16 protein-coding genes are annotated in these 21484 nt (G+C 51.6%); 6 read left to right on the top strand and 10 right to left on the bottom strand.

All coding sequences use genetic code 11. From position 1 onward, the window contains the following. Positions 1 to 558: a chemotaxis protein CheW gene (locus NWAT_RS00530; RefSeq protein WP_041350360.1), complete on the top strand. Its 558-nt coding sequence runs from the start codon at positions 1 to 3 to the stop codon at positions 556 to 558. Positions 559 to 581: 23 nt separating this feature from the next. Here the strand turns inward: NWAT_RS00530 and NWAT_RS00525 are convergent, their stop codons facing one another. Together NWAT_RS00525 and NWAT_RS00520 are read right to left on the bottom strand one after the other, a co-directional pair. After that, a complete protein-coding gene (locus NWAT_RS00525) occupies positions 582 to 1313 on the bottom strand; it encodes a 16S rRNA (uracil(1498)-N(3))-methyltransferase (protein ID WP_013219202.1) in 732 nt (243 codons plus the stop codon). A 15-nt stretch (positions 1314 to 1328) separates the two neighbouring features. Next, a complete protein-coding gene (locus NWAT_RS00520; RefSeq protein WP_198342172.1) occupies positions 1329 to 2678 on the bottom strand; it encodes an adenosylmethionine--8-amino-7-oxononanoate transaminase in 1350 nt (449 codons plus the stop codon). 226 nt (positions 2679 to 2904) lie between these two features. Here NWAT_RS00520 and NWAT_RS00515 point away from each other — a divergent pair, with 226 nt between their 5' ends. Beyond that, positions 2905 to 3147: a DUF2249 domain-containing protein gene (locus NWAT_RS00515; protein ID WP_013219200.1), complete on the top strand. Its 243-nt coding sequence runs from the start codon at positions 2905 to 2907 to the stop codon at positions 3145 to 3147. 190 nt (positions 3148 to 3337) lie between these two features. Here the strand turns inward: NWAT_RS00515 and NWAT_RS00510 are convergent, their stop codons facing one another. The 5 genes from NWAT_RS00510 to NWAT_RS00490 form a co-directional block, all read right to left on the bottom strand. Beyond that, complete coding sequence (locus NWAT_RS00510) at positions 3338 to 4864, bottom strand: DHA2 family efflux MFS transporter permease subunit (RefSeq protein WP_013219199.1); 1527 nt, start codon at positions 4862 to 4864, stop codon at positions 3338 to 3340. 30 nt (positions 4865 to 4894) lie between these two features. Further along, positions 4895 to 6133, bottom strand: a complete 1239-nt coding sequence (locus NWAT_RS00505; protein ID WP_013219198.1) for an efflux RND transporter periplasmic adaptor subunit — start codon at positions 6131 to 6133, stop codon at positions 4895 to 4897. Positions 6134 to 6283: 150 nt separating this feature from the next. Further along, positions 6284 to 7570 (bottom strand): OmpP1/FadL family transporter, encoded by a 1287-nt coding sequence (locus NWAT_RS00500; protein ID WP_232420290.1) that lies wholly within the window; start codon positions 7568 to 7570, stop codon positions 6284 to 6286. A 123-nt stretch (positions 7571 to 7693) separates the two neighbouring features. Continuing rightward, positions 7694 to 8131, bottom strand: a complete 438-nt coding sequence (locus NWAT_RS00495) for a glycine zipper family protein (protein ID WP_013219196.1) — start codon at positions 8129 to 8131, stop codon at positions 7694 to 7696. Positions 8132 to 8272: 141 nt separating this feature from the next. Next, entirely contained in the window at positions 8273 to 8884 is a 612-nt protein-coding gene (locus tag NWAT_RS00490; protein ID WP_013219195.1) for a hypothetical protein, read from the bottom strand. 195 nt (positions 8885 to 9079) lie between these two features. On the opposite strand from NWAT_RS00490, the gene NWAT_RS00485 reads away from it, so the two are divergent. The 4 genes from NWAT_RS00485 to NWAT_RS00470 all read left to right on the top strand — a co-directional run bounded on the left by NWAT_RS00485 (position 9080) and on the right by NWAT_RS00470 (position 15551). Beyond that, positions 9080 to 10408, top strand: a complete 1329-nt coding sequence (locus tag NWAT_RS00485) for a hemolysin family protein (RefSeq protein ID WP_013219194.1) — start codon at positions 9080 to 9082, stop codon at positions 10406 to 10408. 3 nt (positions 10409 to 10411) lie between these two features. Beyond that, entirely contained in the window at positions 10412 to 11743 is a 1332-nt protein-coding gene (locus NWAT_RS00480; protein WP_013219193.1) for a hemolysin family protein, read from the top strand. A 290-nt stretch (positions 11744 to 12033) separates the two neighbouring features. Next, on the top strand, positions 12034 to 12966 hold the full coding sequence (locus tag NWAT_RS00475; RefSeq protein ID WP_013219192.1) for a hypothetical protein: 933 nt from the start codon (positions 12034 to 12036) through the stop codon (positions 12964 to 12966). Between the two features lie 779 nt (positions 12967 to 13745). Beyond that, complete coding sequence (locus NWAT_RS00470) at positions 13746 to 15551, top strand: ABC transporter ATP-binding protein (RefSeq protein WP_013219190.1); 1806 nt, start codon at positions 13746 to 13748, stop codon at positions 15549 to 15551. Positions 15552 to 15883: 332 nt separating this feature from the next. Here NWAT_RS00470 and lpdA read toward each other — a convergent pair whose 3' ends face one another. The 3 genes from lpdA to NWAT_RS00455 are packed head-to-tail and all read right to left on the bottom strand — an operon-like array spanning position 15884 to position 21481. Beyond that, on the bottom strand, positions 15884 to 17326 hold the full coding sequence (gene lpdA, locus NWAT_RS00465; RefSeq protein ID WP_013219189.1) for a dihydrolipoyl dehydrogenase: 1443 nt from the start codon (positions 17324 to 17326) through the stop codon (positions 15884 to 15886). Between the two features lie 21 nt (positions 17327 to 17347). Further along, the gene (gene odhB, locus NWAT_RS00460) at positions 17348 to 18655 is read right to left on the bottom strand and encodes a 2-oxoglutarate dehydrogenase complex dihydrolipoyllysine-residue succinyltransferase (RefSeq protein WP_013219188.1); all 1308 of its coding nucleotides are present in this window, start codon (positions 18653 to 18655) and stop codon (positions 17348 to 17350) included. Between the two features lie 15 nt (positions 18656 to 18670). Beyond that, the gene (locus NWAT_RS00455) at positions 18671 to 21481 is read right to left on the bottom strand and encodes a 2-oxoglutarate dehydrogenase E1 component (RefSeq protein WP_013219187.1); all 2811 of its coding nucleotides are present in this window, start codon (positions 21479 to 21481) and stop codon (positions 18671 to 18673) included. Positions 21482 to 21484: the final 3 nt, after the last annotated feature.

Below are 21484 nucleotides of genomic sequence, written 5' to 3'. Positions count from 1 at the left end.
ATGACTTTTCCACTAACCATGACTAACAACCAGCTATCTATTTCAAATATCAGGGCAGAGTCACATCTCCATGACGATGATGATAAAACCAGCAGCCATGCCCAATCCAGTAACCAGATACCCAGCATCCTGCTGCCTTTGCAAGAGCAAATTTTACTTTTACCCAGAACCGCAATTGCCGAGATCATCCCCTATATTGAGCCTAAACCCCTACCCAACGCTCCTTACTGGCTATGCGGTACGGTACACTGGCGAGAGCAGATTCTTTTGCTAGTTAGCTTTGAAGCGCTTCAAAGAAAGCCGATTCCACCGCTTTCAAACCATGCCCATATTGTCATACTCAATACAGTAAGAAGGCACTCTAGCCGGAAATTTTATGCCCTTATCATTCAAAACATTCCGCAGCTAATCCTAGCCCATGGCAATAACCTCTCGGCTTTTCCCCATGCCCCCAGCAGTCCCTTCCTACACTGCCGCGCAGAAATCAATCAGCTTCCAGCGCTCATTCCCAACCTCGAGTACCTGGAGGAAACACTTCAAAGGTGCGTTACAGGATAATTGCAAGAGAATATATCCCCCGGCTATAAATCTCCCCAGAGTAGCTGCAGCGCCGTCAGCGCCGCTACTGCAGCCGTCTCAGTCCGTAAAATACGGGGGCCAAGGCGAACACCAATAAAATCAGCCTGTTGTGCCTGCTTAATTTCTATTTCATTCAATCCCCCTTCCGGACCGATCAGCAATATTAGCCGATTATCCAAAGGCAAAGGTAATGCCTTCAATGGCCGCTCGCTCCGGGGGTCCAATAACACGGCCAGCCCCCCATGATCGTCCCCAAGAAAATCCGCCAGCGACCGAGGTATCTCCACTGGAGGGATATAATTGCGGCCACATTGTTCACAAGCACTGATAATAACCCCTTGCCAATGGCGTAACCGTTTCTCGGCACGCCCTGTAGAAAAATTGACGCTACTACGCTCAGTGAGTAATGGAACGATATGACTCACCCCCAATTCCACGGCTTTTTGCAGCGCATAATCCATGCGCTCACCCCGAGAAATCCCCTGCCCTAAAACAATATGCAAAGGCGACTCAACATAATGCTCGATACGTTCTAAAATCCGAACCCTGGCTGCCCGTTTTTCTACCATTTCCAGCACTGCCTGATATTCGGCACCCCGGCCATCAAATAACCGCAATTGGGCACCGAGCCTAAGGCGCAGCACTCGGATCACGTACTGTAAAGTCCGTTCATCCAAGGATACGCTAGAGCCTATCGATAAGGACAAGGGAAAATAGAGTCGGGGAACACGCATCTCAAGCGCTTTCGTCTAATCTTGCGTAGCAAGGTTAATACCTTCCCATGCAACCTGAGCTAAATCAGTGATTTGCTCAGGGGTAATCACATAAGGCGGCATAAAGTAGACCACATTACCCAATGGCCGGAGTAACATTTCTTTTTGCAAACCATGCTGATAAACTTTCAGTCCGCGCCGCTCTTGCCAGGGATAAGGCTCGCGGGATGCCTTATTCTTAACCATTTCAATAGCCAGAATCATGCCATGCTGACGCACCTCCGCCACATGGGGATGATCGATAAAATGCTCAGTGCTCTGGCGCATCGTTTGCGCCAATAACCGGTTATTTTCAAGCACCGAATCCTCCTTGAAGATATCGAGGATCGCCAAGGCAGCACTGCAGCCAAGGGCATTGCCAGTAAAACTATGGGAATGGAGAAAAGCACGCAGAGTGGAATAGTCGTCGTAAAATGCCTGATATACCTTCTCGGTAGTCAACACTGCCGACAAGGGAAGATAGCCCCCCGTCAGCCCCTTGGACAGACAAAGAAAATCCGGTGTGATATCCGCTTGTTCACAGGCGAACATAGTTCCGGTGCGGCCAAAACCGACCGCGATCTCATCGGTGATCAAATGAACGCCATGCCGATCACAAGCATCCCTTAGTAAGGATAAATAAACTGGATCGTACATTCGCATATTGCCGGCACACTGGACCAACGGCTCCACAATAACGGCACATGCCTCTTCTCCATAGCGCTCTAGGGCTCTTTCCATATGAATAAACTGACGCTGGCAATAGGCAGATTCGCTCTCGCCCTTCTCTCGGAAAAAACAATCCGGAGAGGGAACCGTAATCACATCCATTAAAAGAGGTTGGTAGGTCTCCTTGTACAACGCCACATCCCCTACTGCCAAGGCGCCCAGCGTTTCGCCATGATAGCCATTAGTAAGGGAAATAAAGCGGGTTTTGCGGGATTTTCCCACGTTGCGCCAATATTGGTAGCTCATCTTTAGCGCCACCTCGATCGCTGAGGAGCCGTTATCGGCATAAAAACAACGGCTTAATCCTGCCGGGGTGATATCTACCAGTCGTTCAGAGAGACGAATAACCGCTTCATGGGAAAAACCAGCCAATAAGACATGTTCCAACTTATCTAGTTGCTGTGTTATAGCTGCATTTATCCGCGGATTAGCGTGGCCAAACAAGTTCACCCACCAGGAACTAATTGCATCCAAATAACGCCGTCCCTGGAAATCTTCCAGCCATACCCCCTCTCCCCGGCGAATGGGAATAAGAAGTAACTGCTCATGGTCTTTCATTTGAGTGCAAGGATGCCAGAGCACACCCAGATCCCGCTCAATCCATTGTTGATTATTCATAGCCTTCATGTCTCTATTTTTTCGTTCTTCGGCAAAAAATTCTAACAGCTTACCGAGCAAAGGGGGAAACGGGCAATGGAATAACATAGAGATCCCTTGCGCTTCCACTCCGTGACAAATGCTGCTTACCCAATAAAAAGATGTATTTTATATATTGATTATAATCACCAATTATGCTACAAGTTTATAGCACGTGTTTTTTACTTGATTTCATTGGAGAAAAATAATGAATCAGCAGACCTTCAGAGCGAATATTGACGTACGTAGTATCCGACCCCAGGAACGCCATCCCCTAATTTTCCGCACCTTTTATGAACTCGAACCAGGAGAAGCCTTACTCCTTACCAATGATCATGATCCAAAACCTCTCTACTATCAGTTCCAGCAGGAACAGGGCGAAAATTTTAACTGGCAATACTTAGAAGAAGGACCAGAGATATGGCAGGTGCAAATTAGCAAATTAAGATAGGAAAGAGGGCGAATCCGTTTGGCGGCTAATTAGCCTTACATCTCCCCACGGAGGAAGCGGAGAAGGCACCTATCTATAAAATCTATTAACCGTAATAATGCCGAAAGGCCAGTGCCAAAAAGAAGCTTTTCTTCCCAGGCCGGTAGCGCCAAGGCCCAAAAGCTCTCAGCATACAGTGTTTCCTGCTGCTTTACTCACCACTATCTTGACCGCCCTGCTCTGGCCGGCTGAACCAGATAGGTATGATGAGCGCCAAAAATATCCAGCCGGAAAGCCAGAAGATATCATTGGCGCCCATCATAAAAGCTTGCTTACTGATGATTTTCTCAAGGCTTTTAGCCGCCTCCAGATGACTCATGCCAAGCTGCTGTAATTGGGCTAGCCAATGCAGGGTGGCGTCATTGTAGTTTGACACGGCGGCTGTTAAATGGTGATCGTGCAGATCGGAACGGCGATCCCAGAGCGTCACGCTCAGGCTGGCTCCGATACTGAGCGCGATCTGGCGCAGAAAATTGAACAGACCCGAGGCGCTTGCGATCCGGTTCGCGGGAAGACCAGATAAAGATAAAGTGATGAGTGGGATAAAAAAACAGGCGATACCGATTCCCCAGGGGAGCCGCTCCAGAAACATCCGCCCAAAACTGATCTGGGTATTCGAATAAGCGGTCAGAAAAGAGACACCGGCAAAAACGCTAAAGCCAATGGTAACAAGGATACGCACATCTATTTTGTCCGCCAGTCGACCAACGATAGGCGAAAACACGATGGCCAAAATGGCAAGCGATGAAGTGGCGAAACCCGCCCAGGTGGCATTATAGCCTTGATAACTTTGCAGCCACAGAGGGAAGATAACAATGGCGGTGAAAAAAGCCATATAACCAAAGAAAAGCGCGGCGCACGCTAGCGCGAAATTGCGCCGTTTAAAAAGTTTAAGATCCACAATGGGCTTCTCGTCAGTCCACTCCCAGATAATCCAGTAACCGAGGGCTACAATCGCGACAATGCCCAGCACGATAATATAATTCGACTGGAACCAGGCGTGATCATTGCCCTGATCGAGCATAATTTGCAAAGAACCGACACCGAGAATCAAAAGGCTAAGCCCGATGGTGTCAATAGGCAATTTTTCGATCTCTGTCTCCCGTTCCTTGAGTAATATCCAAATGGCCGCTGCAGCGACAATACCAATGGGCACATTAATATAAAAGATCCATGACCAACTGATATGATCGGTGATCCAGCCGCCGAGGACGGGACCAGCGGCTGGGCCCACGGTGGCCGTCATACCCCAAATGCCATTAGCAAGCCCATGCTTTTCAGGAGGATAGTTGCCAAGAAGCAGGCTTTGCGAGATCGGAATCATGGGACCAGCCACCGCTCCCTGCAGAGCGCGCATGATAAGCAGCATGCCAAAGCCAGATGAGGCGCCGCACAGGAACGAAAAGACAGTAAACAAGAACGTGCAGACGGCAAATAGCCTTACTTCACCGTATCTTTTGGCAAGCCAGCCCGAAATGGGCACGGTGACGGCGCTACTGACTGCGAATGAAGTAATAATCCAGACCCCTTGGGTGGAACTGACTGCCAGATGGCCCGCAATGGTGGGAATGGAAACATTAGCGATGGAAACATCCAGAACGTTCATGAACACCGCCAGCGCCAGGGCAATAGTGACAAACACCAGTTTGGTTCCTCGGAGCGGCTTGAATTCAGCCATGCGCTATTCTCCAGCCATCACACTCACTACTTACTGGGGCCGCTCTTTGGCGTTCCGGACCGGCGTCAATCCGTCATCAGTCGATGGCGGATTGACGATATTGGCCGCCACGATTTTATTGATAAGGGACTGGGCGCCGCGCATGGAATCTTTGAAGACTGATGTCCGATAACCAGACTTTGGTTGAATGTGGTCGGCCAAACGTGGACCTTGCTGCTGGTGAATATCGACTGTGGCGGACATCGAAAGCCCGATGAAAAGTGGATGTTGGCGCAGTTCCTTCTGATTAAGCTCAATTCGCACCGGCAACCGTTGGACAATCTTGATCCAATTGCCGGTAGCGTTTTGTGGCGGCAAGAGCTCGAAGGCAGCGCCGGTACCGGCGGAAAGTCCCGCTACTTTGCCGTGATAGGTGACATCGCTGCCATAGAAATCCGCTGTCAATGTAACCGGCTGGCCAATCCTGACGCCAGCAAGGCTTGTCTCCTTAAAGTTAGCCTCGATCCATACTTGCCTGAGTGGCACAATCGCCATCATTGCCATGCCAGGATTAACTTCCTGGCCAACCTGTACCGCGCGCTTGGCCACGAAACCGGTAACCGGCGCTAGAATTCGGGTGCGCTTGAGCGCCAGATAGGCTTCTTGTAGCTGCGCCCCAGCCAATTTGACTTGCGGATGGTCCTTGACGGTAGTCCCAGCAATGATCGCCTCGCTACCGCTGAGCTGGTGCTGAGCCAGCGCCAAACTGTCTTGGGCTACCTGCAGGTTAGTAAGAGAATCGTCTAGCCTCTGCTGGGAAACCAGATTTTTGACGATGAGTTTCTTGGCGCGATAATAATTTTTTTGCGCGAGCTTAAGCTGCGCTTGCTGTAGCTTAACACTGGCCTGCTGTTGCCGGGCCGCTTCAAACAACGACTGAACCTGGCGCACGGTTATGGCAAGATTAGCCTTTGCGCGCTCGAAGGCGATCTGAAAATCGGTTTCGTCTAATTTTACCAACGGCTGGCCCTGCTTAACGAGCTGGGTTTGTTCGGCGCCGATCACCGTCACGGTACCGCTCACCCGCGGCATGAACTGCACCAGGTTACCCCGCACATAAGCATCATCGGTGCTGATGTAGTGGCGCCCAACGGTAAAGTAGTATAGGAGGTAAATGAAACCAAGCGCTAAAATGAGCCCAGTAAAACCGATAAGCAGTCCTTTGCGCCGCCCGGAACTCTTTCCTTGAGGCTGCGTGCTGCTGCCTTTTGATTCGGTCTCGTCTGGCATAAGTATTTCCTGATGTAGACGGTCTATAGCCTCCTTTAGCGCCTTAATATGAAAAAGTAATATGGCGCCGAGAACGTAGCGCGTCACTTAAGGGCGAGCAGTTGGTAGCAAATCCATGCAACGCTGGCACTACGAAAGTGGGCTACAACCTCAAAATTGATAAGCTCCCTGCACCGAAAATATATTGGCATGCCCTTCGTAACGGCCCAGGAGACTGCCCCGTGATGCATTTTCATTGGTTGGCGTTGCGTGCTGGTCGATGGCGGCATCGGCAATGAATAAATGCACCCAGGCAGCGGTGATATCGAAATGCCGCGTTGGTGCATAAGTAGCACCCAGGGACCACCATTTACGATCCTGATCCGGAATGCGCGGCGTGCGGTAGTGAAAATCTGACACCGGCGATTGGTCGTAGCCAAGCCCGCCGCGCAGCATCCACTGATTGCTGGCCCGGAAATTCACCCCCACTGAGCCCATCAGCGTGTTTTCCCAGTTCTCCGTAGTTTTGTTGGCCGGAGTATTGTCCTTGAACTTCACCGCGAATTGCTCAAACTCAGACCAATGGGTCCATTCAAGCCCCGCCATTAACGCCCAACGATCATTGAGCTCATGATAAACGCCAGCCGTCACCACCGCAGGTGTCGCCACATCTGCCGTGGCCCCGGTATCCGTGAAGACGCCGCTCGCCCTACTGATCGCCCGGCCCACACCGAATGGGTCGTAGTGAAAATCAGCATCGCCCTCAAGCGTATGACTCACGCGGGAGCGGTAACCAACGCCAACCCGCGTCCGTGGAGACAATTCATAAAGCACCCCCAAAGTGTAACCTAGCGCCCAATCGTCGCCACTCACCTTGACATAACCATCCTGACTGCCAGGGATCGCGCCAGGCACGTGGTTGACCGCACCGATGGTGCCAAAATCAATGGTGCTAGACAGCTTGGCGTGCGCGTACTGCGCCACCATGCCTGCGGCCAGAGTGAGGGATGGCATGGGCTTGAAGCTAATTACTGGATTAATATCAATGGTCTCAAGACTCGATTCCAGGGCGTGATAACGGCCGATCCAACCGCGGTCGTACTCGGTAGCCAGTCCCCAGGGAGCATAGACGCCAAGACCAAGATCCACCCGCTCGTTAAGCCGCCACTTCGCGATTATCGACGGCACAAACTTGCTTACCCCGCCGTCGTCCTCGAAACCGCCTATAGGCGTTCCCAAAACGGTGCTGGCCTGGGCATCCTCGAGTGTGAAGCTGGGATCAATATAGCTGATCGCTCCGGTGATCTGCGTGCCCTCCAAGCGGCCGATGCTGGCGGGGTTGTACGCCATGAAACTGACATCCTCGGCGGCCGCCGCCGAACCCGCCGTAGCGTTACCGAGTACCTTTGCGCTCTGCTCGCGGATCTGGAAACCACTCGCTCCAGCAGTGCCGATCACGGCCGCCAGCGCCAGCGCCAGCGCGGAAATGCCGCATAGGGCGGTTCTCCGTCCTGGAGTTATTGCGGGCAAGGTCTCTCCTCCTACATATCCCCCATGGCTGCAGTCAGTTTTCTCAGCTAACTACTCCCAACCCATGGGCGCGTACCCACGCTCTTTTAAGCATTGGTTAACAAATGCGATATAGGCCTGGCTAGGCTGTGAGGAGCCAAATAGACTGCGTAACAGTCCCGCTGCGGCACCGCTAGCCGCCCCAATTGCCGCACCACTACCAGGAGCACCTATCACTGCACCACCAACGGCACCAGAGGCTGCACCCACCCCCGCCCCTACTGCCGAATTTTTTGCCGCACCTGCAACTTTGCCCTTTCCAGGCATGGCGCCAGCAGCCTTAGCCATAGCACGACATTCGGCAATATCCTGCTCGGCAACTTCTTGACCAACCTCCTTAAAATGGTTATTAGGATACAAAATAGGCCGTGGCCCGGAGCAACCCGTCACTGCTAGAATTATTATCAAAAAGCACAGAAAAAAGGCCATTGATGTTACTGAAACGCTCATGACACCTATCCCCTGAGACCAAGACCTTGATTTACAAGATGAAGCTTTGAAATAATCCAAGCAAAGCAGCTAGGTAACGCTGCAAAGGACGCTACCTAGCTCGATTCCTTCTCGCTGAACACTAAATGCAGCCGCAGCCAATTATTCGCTGCCGGAACCCGCCTGAGGCTTAGTAGGTTTAATTTTGGCTACGATCCCCTGCATCTCTTCACGAAGTTGCTCCATCTCCTGCAATAGCTCTTCCGTCTTAGGATCCTGCTTGCGCATTGCGGCAACAGTGTCCTGGGAAAGAGATTCAGCCATCTTACGGACCTTTTCATCCTGCATCGCATCACGGCTTGCTTGCTGGAGTTGCGCATCTTTTTGCTGGTATTCCATGATGAACTGCTTACGCTCGTCTTCAGGCAAATCCTCGTTTTGAACTTGTCCCTCAATCTCACGCATGCGTGCTAGTGCCGGATCTGGATCGCTCCCTTGCTCTTTCATCGTCTTGAATAATAACGATTGATATTCTTCTTGCTGCTCCTGGAGTTCGGGTGTCGTCTTCAAGGTTTCTTGCCGAATCTCATCCAATTGTTGCCCAACGGTACGCATCTTTTGCTGCAGCTTGTGAAACTCCTGCATCTGCTCGGGCGTCAGGGAGGGGGCTTCTCCCGATTGAGCATGAAGCGGTAAAGCAAGGACTGCCAGCGCGGCCAAAGCGATAAATTGTGCCCACCGAGGCAAGGGTAAGAATTTCTTAGCAATATCCATAGTCTTTTAAACCTTTTATAAAAAATAACTATTAGAGCTTATGGCTCAGGAAACTTGTGCATCTTTGTTAGTTGGCTCAAAGTACACACCATACAGAATTATCTAAAAACTAAGTGTCAACCATAATAGGTTTATGGGTCAAACCCATAGAAAATAATTAGCGCCCTCTCTCTTTATTAACCATAGACTATCAAAATGAATGGAACCGTTTTTATCGTGCTCTTATTTCTTATCACCGCCAATGCCCTCTACGTTGCCGCAGAATTCGCTGCTGTAGGGGTACGCCGTAGCCAGATTAAAGAGCTTGCGGAAAACGGCCACTGGTTGGCAAAGGGGCTATTGCCTAACATTGAAGACACCACCCGTCTTGATCATTATATCGCTGCCAGCCAAATAGGAATCACCCTATCAAGCTTAATTCTAGGTGCCTATGGACAGGCAACCCTTGGCCAAGATCTAGCCCTTTTGCTCGAGCGGATCGCGGATATGAAAGCGCTCGCTGCCCAATCAACCGCAGCGGTAGTCGTATTAGTATTACTTACCGGTCTGCAAGTCGTACTTGGTGAACTCGTTCCCAAAGCATTAGCACTACAATACCCCGTACAGCTTGCTCTCTACACCTATTTACCTATGCGCTGGTCGCTGAAATTTTACAGCAGCTTTATCGCTTTCCTCAATGGCAGCGGTATGATCTTGCTGAAAATAATAGGCATTCAGCATTCCCGGCATCGCCATGTTCACTCTCCGGAGGAGATCGATATGCTCATCGCTGAGAGTCGGGAGGGGGGACTGCTTAAGCTATACGAGCAACAGCGTTTGCGTCAGGCGCTATACCTGAGCCGGCACACCGCCCAGCAACTCATGGTCCCCCGCCAATTCGTTGCTGCCGTGGATATAGAAACGCCTCCTCGGCAGCTATTCCAGATCGTGGTTGAGGCTCCCTTCTCCAGCTTACCCGTTTACCAGAACTCCTTAGAGAATATCATAGGTATGATTCACACCAAGGATATCACCGCCCATTTTGCCGAATATAAAACGCTACCCACCGTAGCCGAAGCAATGCGCTCCACCATCCGTGTGCTCGACAAAGTGACGGGTGACCGCCTGCTTGCCATCATGCGACAAGGCCGTTCTCGTAAACTCATCGTTGTCGATAAACATGGCATTACCCAGGGACTAGTCACCCTAGATGACATGCTCATCACGCTTACTAGAGGGGTGGCGAAGGGGTCCAAGGAAGCAGCTCTTCAACCAGAATACCTTCCCGATGGGCGAGTCCGCCTACCTGGCCTACTCCGCGTGGAGGAAAACGTGCTCTGGACGGGCTTACCATGGCATAGCCAGGCCAATACAGTCGCAGACCACATTACCTCTGTGCTGGAACGGATTCCTGAACCTGGCGAGCGGGTTATTATCGACGGCCTAGAGGTAGAAATCGAAGAACTAGACGGCTCCGCTATCCGGTCCGTTCTGGTGCAAACCAGTTCGTCGCCAGAAGCCTCCATCCCAAAAGATGGAGACTAACCCATGGAAGGATGGATACCTGTTATCATCATTGTTTTGCTGATTCTCCTGAATGGACTTTTCGTGGCGGCGGAGTTTGCTATTATTGGGGTGCCGCGAACCACCATCGAACTCCGTGCAATTACCGGAGAGGCTAGTGCAATCCGAGTACAAGCCATCCTCCGGGACCCAATACAGCAGGATCGCTACATTGCCACCGCACAACTTGGCATTACCCTGGCTAGTCTAGGGTTAGGCATGTACGGCGAACATGTTCTTGCCCAATGGTTTGCTGGCTGGCTAGAAGAATTGAATGCCTCTTCCTGGATCGCCGTTCATACCCTGGCCAGCGTATTGGCTATTACTATCCTGACCTACTTCCATATTGTCCTGGGTGAAATGGTGCCTAAATCCCTTGCGCTCATCTATGCCGAAGGCACCACACTTTGGATGGCCCGCCCCATGCGCTGGATTCAGTTTGCTACTTACCCTTTGGTCGCCACTCTGAACGGCTTGGGCACTGCCATTTTGCGGATTATAGGCATTGAGCGCCGCTTCACCAGCAATCACTACCACACAGCCGAAGAATTGCAGCTTATTGTAGAAGAAAGCGAGGAAGGCGGCGCGCTTAATCCTGAAGCAGGGCAGATGCTACGTGAATTACTAGAATTTCGAGAGCAAACGGCCGAGGAGGTGATGGTGCCGCGAGTCCATATTACCGGCATCCCCATGGGCGCTTCTCCTGAAGAATTAAGCACTATTATCCGCAGTACCCCCCACACCCGTTACCCTGTGTTCGACGGTACCCTGGATCAGATTGTCGGTCTCATCCATATCAAAGAGATATTGCGCCTGCTCGTCGCCAATCATTCCCTGCACCAGAAAAATCTCCAAGTTCTTTCCTTCGTCCCCGAAACGGCCTCTGTAGATACGGTACTAACCGCGATGCGCCGGGCTCATACCCATATGGTGGTTGTCATTGACGAGTATGGGGGAACATCAGGTATTGTCTCTATTGAAGATCTCTGTGAGGAAGTGGTGGGCGAAATCGAAGAGGAGCCCGGCGCTTCGCTAGCTGCCTTTGTGGATACTCAAGGCGGCTTGCATGTACCTGGCCTCTGGCGCCTCGATGAAGTAGGTAAACGATTGGGTATTAATTTCTCCCATAAGGAGGTAGATACTCTAGGTGGGCTGGTGCTTCATCTACTCGGCCGCGAGCCCATCGTAGGCGATACCCTCACTTATCAAGGCATTCGTATCATGGTGACTGCCCTTGAAGGGCGTGGAGTAAAATGGTGCGTGCTGACTCTATGTCCGGATAAAGAGAAAGAAAACCAGCTAGAACAGCAGTCTTGAGCAGCTAACAAGAACCATCCAATAAAGCAAAATGCAATAGCAATAGTACGGCCCATTCGATAGAGAACCGCGCACAGGCAACTCTTGCACTCCCCCTACTCACTTGAACTCCTTTCTAATTCCCGATAGCTCCATTTATAGCCGCGAGCAGAACTTCTGCTATTCTTAAATTTTATGGTATGTGATTTGTTTCATTATTCATTGCATTATTAACTACCTTTCATAATTTCGACTCGATCTAAAGGGAAGCGTAAGTAATTCCCTCGAGTTAAAAATACAGGAGAATTCTTATGGTTACAGCAGTGGAACAAGCGCCAATCGTAGAAAGGAAGTGGGAACCTCTTATCAGCTGGGGGGCGGTATTCGCGGGTTTGTTTTTTGTAATTGCTACAGCATGGTTGTTATTTTTACTCGGCTCAGCTATTGGCGTGGGTATCGCGGATGCAACTGATCTAGACGCCATGGGAGAAGGACTGGGCATCGGCGCAACTATTTGGATAATAGTGAGCATGATCGTGGCATTTTTTTTGGGCGCGCTACTCACCGCCCGCTTAGCTGGCAAACCCGACAAGACTATCGGCATATTGCATGGCATAACGGTATGGAGCGTGAGTATTGCTTTGATGCTAGTGCTGGGTGCGTGGGGCGTGAGCGGAATCATTCATGCGGGCCAAGCACTCGTCGAGGGAACAATGACGTCAGCTGCGGAGATGAGCTCCGCCGGGCTCAAAGGTACCAACGCCGTAGATTCTGGCGGGAAAAATCTCGTTCCCTCCCCCGTCATGAACGCCGTTGAAGCGCAGATAAAGCGTCGCGCCGCAAAAGTAATTGCAGAGAACAGTGAGGGGCAAGTATCCTCGGATGAGGCACGCCAAACCTTGCAGGAACTTGATGGCGATACGCTTGCATCAGTGGCTCAGGAACTCATACTCGGAAACGAGCAACGCGCTAAGAACGTACTAGTTGCGAATACCAATCTATCCGAGCAGGAGATAAACGGCATTATTGATGGTGTGTCTCAAGAAATCGAGACCCAAATTAAAGAAATCCAGGCTGAAATCAAACAGCGTGCGGAAACGGTAGCCGATTACACAGAAGCGGTATTATGGGTCACCTTCGTGAGTGCCGCGCTCGGGTTGATCGCAGCCATTTTCGGGGGATTACTCGGCGCGTCAACTGTACGCAGAATAGGCTTCCCCTACTATCACCATCCGTCCGCATAATATCCAGGAGAACGAACAATGATATACAGCCTGCTTGTTTTAGTGCTTATTGTGTTTATTGTCTCGGCCTTCGTAAAGAGCGTCGCCGTGGGAGGTGTGGGTGGCATCTTACTCTTAGTTTTATTAATCTTGCTTCTCACGGGAAGATTATAGTTTTGTTGTGGCTACACACGGTTTTTCGAGCGGATAGCCACGTATCATGCCGTAAGTCTTTTTCATAGAATAAAGAGGGAGGGAGGCGTAATCTGAGGCGGGCTAACGACATCTTGTGCAAAAGGCTTGTTGGGTATTTTGCCTAGGCGGAGTACGGCCGCCAACTGAAGTATGGTGCCGTTTATTGACGAGCACTAAAACTAAACATGAGATTGGGTTGATCCGCCCTCAGTTGCCAATTACTCCCTCCACCTGCTATGGATACAGGGTTTGAGGCTGATCCAGAGAGTTTACCGGCAAGAGGCAAGATGCACGATACGTGGCGTCTTGCCTCAACGGGTTTGAGAGGAGAACTTCCAGATTCTACCGCGCCCGCAATCTCTGGGCGAAAATAATCCTAAACGCACCCCCCTGATCCCTCCGCACTACCTTTTACTTTTATTTATGACACTTGTTAAGAGAATTAGCCAAGACGGTCCATCTCAAGCAAGCGAACATCTATAATACCTACGGCAATTCATCCATAATACGGCGGCTACCCTAGAAGGCCATGGGGTCAATAGTGCCTAGTGGCAAGTTTCACTGCCCTTTCTTCAAGACGTTGCAACCTATTCGGATAAAATACCTTGCCCACTTCCACCACCCCCAGTATCCAAGCATTGGTACGTTTACTGCGTTATGCCAAAGGTTATCGTCAGCGAATTCTGGCTGCTACCGCCTGCTCGATCATTAACAAGTTATTCGATATCGCGCCGGAAATATTGATTGGGGTAGCTATCGATGTAGTCGTCAATAAAGAAGACAGTTTTGTTGCTCAATTGAACTTCACCACGCCTGAAGAACAGATTCTAGTATTGGCAATACTCACCTTTTTTATTTGGGTAGGAGAGTCGCTGTTTGAATACCTTTACAAGATTCTGTGGCGTAACCTAGCTCAGCGGCTGCAGGCGGATCTGCGCCAGGACACCTATGAACACGTCCAACAGCTGGATATGAGTTTTTTCGAGTCGAAGAGTTCTGGCCACCTGGTGGCGATTATGAACGATGACGTCAACCAACTTGAGCGCTTCCTGGATGGGGGCGCTAATGCTCTAATCCAGGTAGGGGTAGCAGTGATAGCGGTAGGTGCGGTGTTCTTCGTCCTATCACCCCTGATCGCACTGCTCGCTTTCACCCCGGTTCCGCTGATTATTTGGGGCGCTTTCTTCTTTCAGCGCAAGGCTGGTCCCCTCTACAATGATGTGCGTGAGAAAGTTGGCGACCTATCAAGCCGCCTGAGCAATAATCTGAGTGGCATTGCCACTATCAAGAGTTTTACCGCCGAGGCGCGTGAGGCCGAGCGCCTAAAAGCAGTCAGTGAAACCTATGTAGAAGCCAATCGCAGGGCAATCCGGGTAAGTTCAGCGTTTATCCCGGTAATTCGCATGGCTATTCTAGTCGGCTTTCTGGCCACTTTCACTATCGGCGGTATGATGGCGTTGCAGGGCAGTCTCAATGTAGGTGCCTACGGCGTGCTCGTGTTTCTAACGCAACGCCTGCTGTGGCCGCTAACTGGCTTGGCCGAGGTTATTGATCTTTTCGAGCGGGCCATGGCCAGCACACGACGCATTCTCGACCTACTGGAAGTAACAATAAAGGTGCAGGATGTCAGCCATCGCTCTCTTGCAACTCCAGTTCGCGGAGAAGTCCACTTCCAGGGCGTTAGCTTTCGTTACGCGAGCAGCGGCGCCGGTGTGGAGAACATCAATCTATCCGTGCCAGCGGGCAGTACCTTGGCCCTAGTGGGGGCAACGGGATCAGGCAAATCGACCCTGATCAAGCTGCTGCTGCGTTTCTATGATCCCCATGAAGGACAAGTATGCATTGATGGTCAGCCGATTAGGGAAGTCAGTTTGTACTCTCTGCGCCAAGCCATCGGCCTAGTTAGCCAGGAAGTTTATCTATTTGAAGGCAGTATCCGCAATAATATTGCCTACGGACGTCCCGATGCCGACGAGGAGTCGATCATCAAGGCCGCTCTCACTGCCGAGGCTTGGAACTTCATCCAAGCGCTGCCGCAAGGGCTAGATACGCCAGTAGGCGAGCGCGGCGTGCGCCTGTCTGGCGGTCAGCGTCAGCGCTTATCCTTGGCCCGGGCTTTGCTCAAGAATCCGCCCATCCTGGTGCTGGATGAGGCTACCAGCGCCGTCGATAACGAAACCGAAGCGGCCATCCAGCGTTCACTTCAGCATATCGGCCATGATCGCACGGTGATTATGATCGCCCACCGACTATCGACCATCGTATATGCCGACCGGATCGCAGTAATTCACCAGGGGCGGGACATCGAACATGGCACCCATGCTGAGCTGCTTGAGGCTAATGGCCGTTATGCTGCCCAATGGCGCGTACAAACCGGCTCGGCTAAAGCCGAAGATACGCTACTGGGATGAAGCATTTTTTACATCTGGCAAATAGGAGAGCCCGCTCAATTATCTCAATCCACCCTTAAATGCCAATATCCCTGCCATCTCTCTTGCTTATTGATTTGTAGCGAAGCGGTTAAAAGCTAACGAAGAATATACTCAGTTGTTTAACCAAGCTTTTGCCCTTACCCCTGCCTAAGAGTGGCCCACCTACCTTATCACGAAGATTTGGATTTCTTCGACTGCCTTAGCTAACCTGATTGCTACTGCTAGCACGCTCCCCACGAGAGCGTTAAAGATGATGAGGTAAAGCACCTGCTAGCATTCTTTGAGCTGGGGATATCCCCAGCTCAAAGAGCTTATGCTTTTTTCCGCCCTACCTTATGAAGAGCGCGATTATCCACATCCAAGGCTGCTTCGTGCAATGCTTCCGCCAAGCTGGGATAGGCATGAATGGTCCGCGCTAAATCTTCACTGCTGGCGGCAAATTCCATGGCCAGCACAGCTTCGGCAATCAATTCCGAGGCCCAGGGTCCAATGATATGGACCCCCAGGATTTGATCGGTCTTGGCATCGGCTACCATCTTGACCAAGCCTTTGGTACTACCCATTACGTTAGCACGGGCAGAGTCGGCAAAATAGAAGGTACCTACGCGCACATCAATATCGGCATCTCGTAAAGCTTGTTCGGTCCGTCCCGCCCAGGCGATCTCGGGCTCCGTGTAGATCACCCAAGGAATGCTACTGCGTTTCACCACGGTTTCTTTACCCTCGGCGATAATCTCCGCCACCGCGATTCCTTCCTGGGAGCCCTTATGGGCTAGCATGGGACCCCGCACTACATCGCCTACTGCATAGACCCCAGGAAGATTGGTCGCACCATATTCATCCACATCAATAAAGCCTCTTTCGTCCAACAGCAAGCCGGTTTCCAAGGTGAAGAGATTATCCAAGCAAGGCTGGCGCCCTACGGCAACGATCAATTTATCAACCCTAAGCTCATATTCCTGTTCGCCGATCCGATAGCACACCGTTACCTGCTTTGAGCCAGCCCGGGTGGAAACAACCCGAGCCCCTAAACGAATATCCAGTCCTTGCTGCTTAAATTGCTTATAGGCTTCTTGAGAAATGGTGATATCCGCTATGGGCAAAAGAGTAGCCTGAGCTTCAAGCAACGTCACTTTTGCCCCCAGACGAGCCCAGACGCTGCCTAATTCTACCCCAATGACCCCAGCACCAATAATTCCCAAACGCTGAGGAACTTCTTGGAATGACAAGGCCCCTGTGGAGTCCACCACCCGCTCTCCATCAATGGGTGCCGCGCCTAATTCCATAGGTTGAGAACCACTGGCTAAAATAACATTATTCGCCGCCAGTATCTCCGAACGATCCAATTCATGGGGTGTAAATTCCACCTGATTATCTTCCAATAACCGGCCATGCCCCGAAAGCCACTTGATCTGGTGGTCCTCAAATAGGACAGCGATATTTGCTGTGAGACGATGCACCAGACGGTCCTTGCGGGCCTGCATCGCTGCTACGTCCACACCGGCTTGCTCGACCTTAATGCCATGTTCGGCAAACTCCCTTTGCGCCCGCCGATAAAGTTCCGAGGAGTCCAGCAAGGCTTTGGAAGAGATGCAGCCTGCATTAAGACAGGTGCCTCCTAAAGAGGGCCTGCCATCGGCAGCGATCCACTTGTCGATACAAGCCGTTCGCAGGCCAAGCTGTGCACACCGGATAGCCGCCGTATAACCAGCCGGTCCAGCACCAATGATCACAACATCGTAGCTATTAGACATAGGATAAACACTCTATACTGATCACACCTCAAGCAATAGCCGCATAGGATCTTCTAGGGCCTCTTTGACCGCCACTAAAAATTGAACAGCCTCTTTGCCATCAATAAGGCGGTGATCATAGGAGAGCGCTACGTACATCATGGGCCGGATTTTAACCTCGCCATTTTCCGCTACTGGTCGATCTTCAATTTTGTGCATCCCGAGAATAGCGCTTTGGGGTGGATTTAAGATAGGCGTGGAGAGCAGGGAACCAAATACTCCACCATTAGTAATGGTAAAGGTACCACCGCTCAGCTCTTCAATCGTAAGCTGGCCGCTGTGCGCCCGCTCGGCAAAGTCTGCGATCCGGATTTCGATGTCAGCGAAATTAAGCTGATCCGCATCCGGCAGCACGGGAACCACCAAACCGCGAGGCGTCGCCACTGCAATGCCGATATGATAATAATGATAATACAGAATATCGTTGCCCTGAATCGTGGCGTTCACCATGGGGTAACGTTTGAAGGCTTCGATACAGGCTTTAATAAAAAAAGACATAAAGCCTAGCCGGACTCCATAGCGTTTTTCAAAGGCATCCCGGTAGCGGCGACGCAGTTCCATTATCCCCTGCATACTCACCTCGTTAAAAGTAGACAAGGTAGCCGTAGTCTGCTGAGAATCCAGCATCCGCTCGGCAATCCGTTGCCGCAATTGGCTCATGGCCTCCCGCCGAACGCCATAACCCTCTTCTCTCGGTACTGGAGCGGGTTTTGCGGGTGCTGGTGATTTCGGCGGAGGAGGCGTAGCTACCGGCTCTTCTTCCTCTTGGAGAAACTGAACCACATCGGCTTTAGTCAAACGGCCATCTCTACCGGTGGCAGGAATTTCCCGCGGGTCGAGCCGATGCTCCCTTACCAAGCGGCGAACCGCGGGACTTAAGGGCGGCATGTCCTCCGCCTCAGCCTCTTTGGAAGGAGCTGGTGGTGGCGCCGTCTCTGGGGAATCAGCCTTTGTTTTCTTTTTTTCCGCGGCCCATGTTTCACTCTCCTGGGCTTGCTTGGAAGGCATCGGCTTCGGGGAAGATTCCTGTGCAGTTTCTTCCTCCGCCTCCCCGGCAACCTCAATTATTCCAAGGACTTCTTCGCTGCCTACGGTAGCGCCTTTTTCTTTTTTTACTTCCCGTAAAATCCCAGTGCCGGGAGAAGGGACATCCAGCACCACCTTATCGGTCTCAAGGTCCAACAAAGTTTCATCCCGCTGGACGCGGTCGCCCGGCTTTTTATGCCAATCCCCTACAACTGCCTCAGTCACCGATTCGGGTAATCTGGGTACGCGCACCTCTGTCCCCATGAATATGCTCTCCTTTTACTGGCTCTCTTCCACCGGACCAAGCGCCTCTTCTACCAATGCACGCTGCTGTTCAAGGTGCAAATTGAAGTAGCCCACTGCGGGCGCTGCTGACGAAGCCCGGCCTGCGTAATGCAAGGTCTGGTTTCGACTCAGGCATCCTTGCAAAGGATAATGGAGCCGCTCCCAGGCTCCTTGGTTTCGAGGTTCTTCTTGACACCAGACAACCTCCTTGGCCTTGCGGTAGCGTTCAAGCTCTTCCTTTAATTGCTGCTGAGGAAACGGATAGAGCTGTTCCAAACGGAGAATGGCCACATCTTGCCGTTTCTGCTTCCGCCGGGCTTGCAACAAATCATAATATACTTTGCCAGCACACAGGAGCACGCGCTTCACCATCGCAGGCTTAATCTCATCCACTTCGCCCATCACTAATTGAAAAGCACCGCTGGAGAGCTCATCCAAGGATGAGACCGAAAGCCGGTGGCGCAATAGACTCTTGGGCGTCATCACGATAAGAGGTTTGCGGTAAGGCCGCAACATTTGCCGCCGCAGCATGTGAAACATTTGCCCCGGCGTGGTCGGTACACAAACTTGGATATTATCTTCCGCACAAAGCTGCAGAAAACGCTCTAGCCGGGCCGAAGAATGTTCTGGCCCCTGACCTTCATAGCCATGGGGAAGAAACAGCACCAAGCCACACAAGCGGGACCATTTTGCTTCCCCGGCAGCAAGAAATTGGTCAATGACGACTTGAGCACCATTGGCAAAATCCCCAAACTGTGCCTCCCAGATCACTAAGGTATTGGGCTCCGTGGCAGCGTAGCCATATTCAAAGGCCAATACCGCTTCTTCCGAGAGAAGAGAGTCAATAATGCTAAAATCCGTTTGCGCGGGGTTTACCTGCTCCAAGGGGACATAGGCCTGGCCATCTTTCTGATTATAAAGCACGGCATGGCGATGGAAAAAAGTGCCGCGGCCACTGTCTTGACCCGTGAGCCGGACCGAGAACCCCTCGTTTAACAAAGTAGCGTAGGCCAAAGTCTCTGCAAATCCCCAATCGATAGGCAAGGCCCCCGCAGCCATTTTACGGCGATCGGCCAAAATATGGCCTACCCGGGAGTGAAGTTCAAACCCTTTGGGAAGCTGCTGGATAAGGGCCGCAAGCTCTTGGATCTGCGGCAAAGGCACCTCGGTTTCTACCGGCTGATCCCATTGGGTTCCCAAAAAAGGCTTCCAGTTCACCCCTGAAGAACGGGCGCCTTCCGCTGCATAAGGCGCCACATTGGTCCCTTGCTCTAGGGTCTGCCGGTAATTGTCCATCATGCGCTCCGGCTCTTCGGGTGCAATGATATTTTGCGCTGTCAAATGCTCAGCATACAGATGGCGAACCGTGGGATGGGAGCGTATTTTCTGGTACATAAGCGGCTGGGTGACCGCCGGCTCATCCGCCTCATTATGCCCTTGACGCCGATAACACACCAGATCAATCACCACATCTTTTTTAAAGGTCGTGCGGTAATCAAGTGCTAAGCGGGCAGTAAAGAGAACCGCTTCGGGATCATCCCCATTCACATGGAAAATCGGAGCTTGCACCATCTTAGCCACATCGGTGCAGTAAACCGTGGAACGGGTATCCAGGGGGTTGCTGGTGGTAAATCCAACCTGATTGTTAATCACGATATGGAGGGTACCGCCGGTGAAGAATCCCCGGGATTGGGACATGTTAAAGGTTTCCATGACCACGCCTTGGCCGGCAAAGGCGGAATCCCCGTGAATAAGCACGGGTATCACCTCATCGCCCAACCAATCCTTGCGTCGTTGCTGGCGGGCCCGCACTGAACCTTCCACTACCGGGTCAATAATTTCTAAATGGGAGGGGTTAAACGCCAGGGTAATATGTACCGGACCACCCGGGGTATCCCCATCCGCCGAGAATCCTAAATGATACTTGACGTCCCCCGAGCGCTCGTTATCCGTCTCATGGCGGCCCTCAAACTCCATAAAGAGATCCCGGGGTAGTTTACCCAGCGTATTCACCAGTACATTCAATCGTCCCCGGTGGGCCATGCCAATGACGATTTCCCCCACGCCCTTACTACCTGCATGAAGGATGAGATTATCCAGGAGAGGTATCAAACTATCTCCCCCCTCCAGGGAAAAGCGTTTCTGGCCTACATAATTGGTGTGCAGGTAGCGCTCCAGCCCCTCAGCCGCTGTAAGTCGCTCCAGAATATGGCGCTGTAATTCCGCAGACGGGCCCGGATCGTCCTGGGCTCCCTCCAGATAATTTTGAATCCAGCGTTTCTCGGCAGTCTCAGTGATGTGCATATACTCAGCGCCGATGGTCTGACAGTAGATCTTATTTATTAAGGCGAAAATCTCTTGCAAAGGAGCCCGATCGATCCCAATGAGGGATCCCGTATTGAAGACCTTGCCCATGTCTTCTTCGGTCAGGCCATGAAAAGCAGGATCGAGGTCGGGAACCACCGGACGTTCATAAATACGCAAGGGATCAATATTGGCCTTTTGATGGCCCCGAAAACGGTAGGCATTAATAAGCTGTAGCACTGCGATTTGCTTTTCAGCCGCTTCCGCCGTTAACCTCCCCTTTGCCGCTAGCGGCTGCACCGCAGGCCCTAGAGAACGGGCAGGAAGTTCCGCAGCAGCCTGCTCTGGAACACCTGCCTGGAGACGCTTGAACCAAATTCGCCAATGGGCGGGTACAGTATTAGGATCTTTTAAAAACTTTTCGTACAGCGCCTCCAAATAAGAGGCATTGGCAGCATTTAAAGGGGAAGGGCTTGCTCGCTTCTTAACAGTAGCATCCATTAC

The organism is Nitrosococcus watsonii C-113, from assembly GCF_000143085.1.
GTDB classification, from domain to species: Bacteria; Pseudomonadota; Gammaproteobacteria; order Nitrosococcales; family Nitrosococcaceae; genus Nitrosococcus; species Nitrosococcus watsonii.
This window is presented reverse-complemented; position numbering and strand designations above follow the sequence as displayed.

Bases quoted from the DNA above. Each gene is read 5' to 3' on its own strand.
- NWAT_RS00455 (WP_013219187.1), bottom strand. From the start codon at position 21,481: ATGGATGCTACTGTTAAGAAGCGAGCAAGCCCTTCCCCTTTAAATGCT.
- NWAT_RS00490 (WP_013219195.1), bottom strand. From the start codon at position 8,884: ATGGATATTGCTAAGAAATTCTTACCCTTGCCTCGGTGGGCACAATTT.
- NWAT_RS00480 (WP_013219193.1), top strand. From the start codon at position 10,412: ATGGAAGGATGGATACCTGTTATCATCATTGTTTTGCTGATTCTCCTG.
- NWAT_RS00520 (WP_198342172.1), bottom strand. From the start codon at position 2,678: ATGAATAATCAACAATGGATTGAGCGGGATCTGGGTGTGCTCTGGCAT.
- NWAT_RS00515 (WP_013219200.1), top strand. From the start codon at position 2,905: ATGAATCAGCAGACCTTCAGAGCGAATATTGACGTACGTAGTATCCGA.
- NWAT_RS00485 (WP_013219194.1), top strand. From the start codon at position 9,080: ATGAATGGAACCGTTTTTATCGTGCTCTTATTTCTTATCACCGCCAAT.
- lpdA (WP_013219189.1), bottom strand. From the start codon at position 17,326: ATGTCTAATAGCTACGATGTTGTGATCATTGGTGCTGGACCGGCTGGT.
- NWAT_RS00475 (WP_013219192.1), top strand. From the start codon at position 12,034: ATGGTTACAGCAGTGGAACAAGCGCCAATCGTAGAAAGGAAGTGGGAA.
- NWAT_RS00495 (WP_013219196.1), bottom strand. From the start codon at position 8,131: ATGAGCGTTTCAGTAACATCAATGGCCTTTTTTCTGTGCTTTTTGATA.
- NWAT_RS00505 (WP_013219198.1), bottom strand. From the start codon at position 6,133: ATGCCAGACGAGACCGAATCAAAAGGCAGCAGCACGCAGCCTCAAGGA.
- NWAT_RS00530 (WP_041350360.1), top strand. From the start codon at position 1: ATGACTTTTCCACTAACCATGACTAACAACCAGCTATCTATTTCAAAT.
- NWAT_RS00525 (WP_013219202.1), bottom strand. From the start codon at position 1,313: ATGCGTGTTCCCCGACTCTATTTTCCCTTGTCCTTATCGATAGGCTCT.
- NWAT_RS00510 (WP_013219199.1), bottom strand. From the start codon at position 4,864: ATGGCTGAATTCAAGCCGCTCCGAGGAACCAAACTGGTGTTTGTCACT.
- odhB (WP_013219188.1), bottom strand. From the start codon at position 18,655: ATGGGGACAGAGGTGCGCGTACCCAGATTACCCGAATCGGTGACTGAG.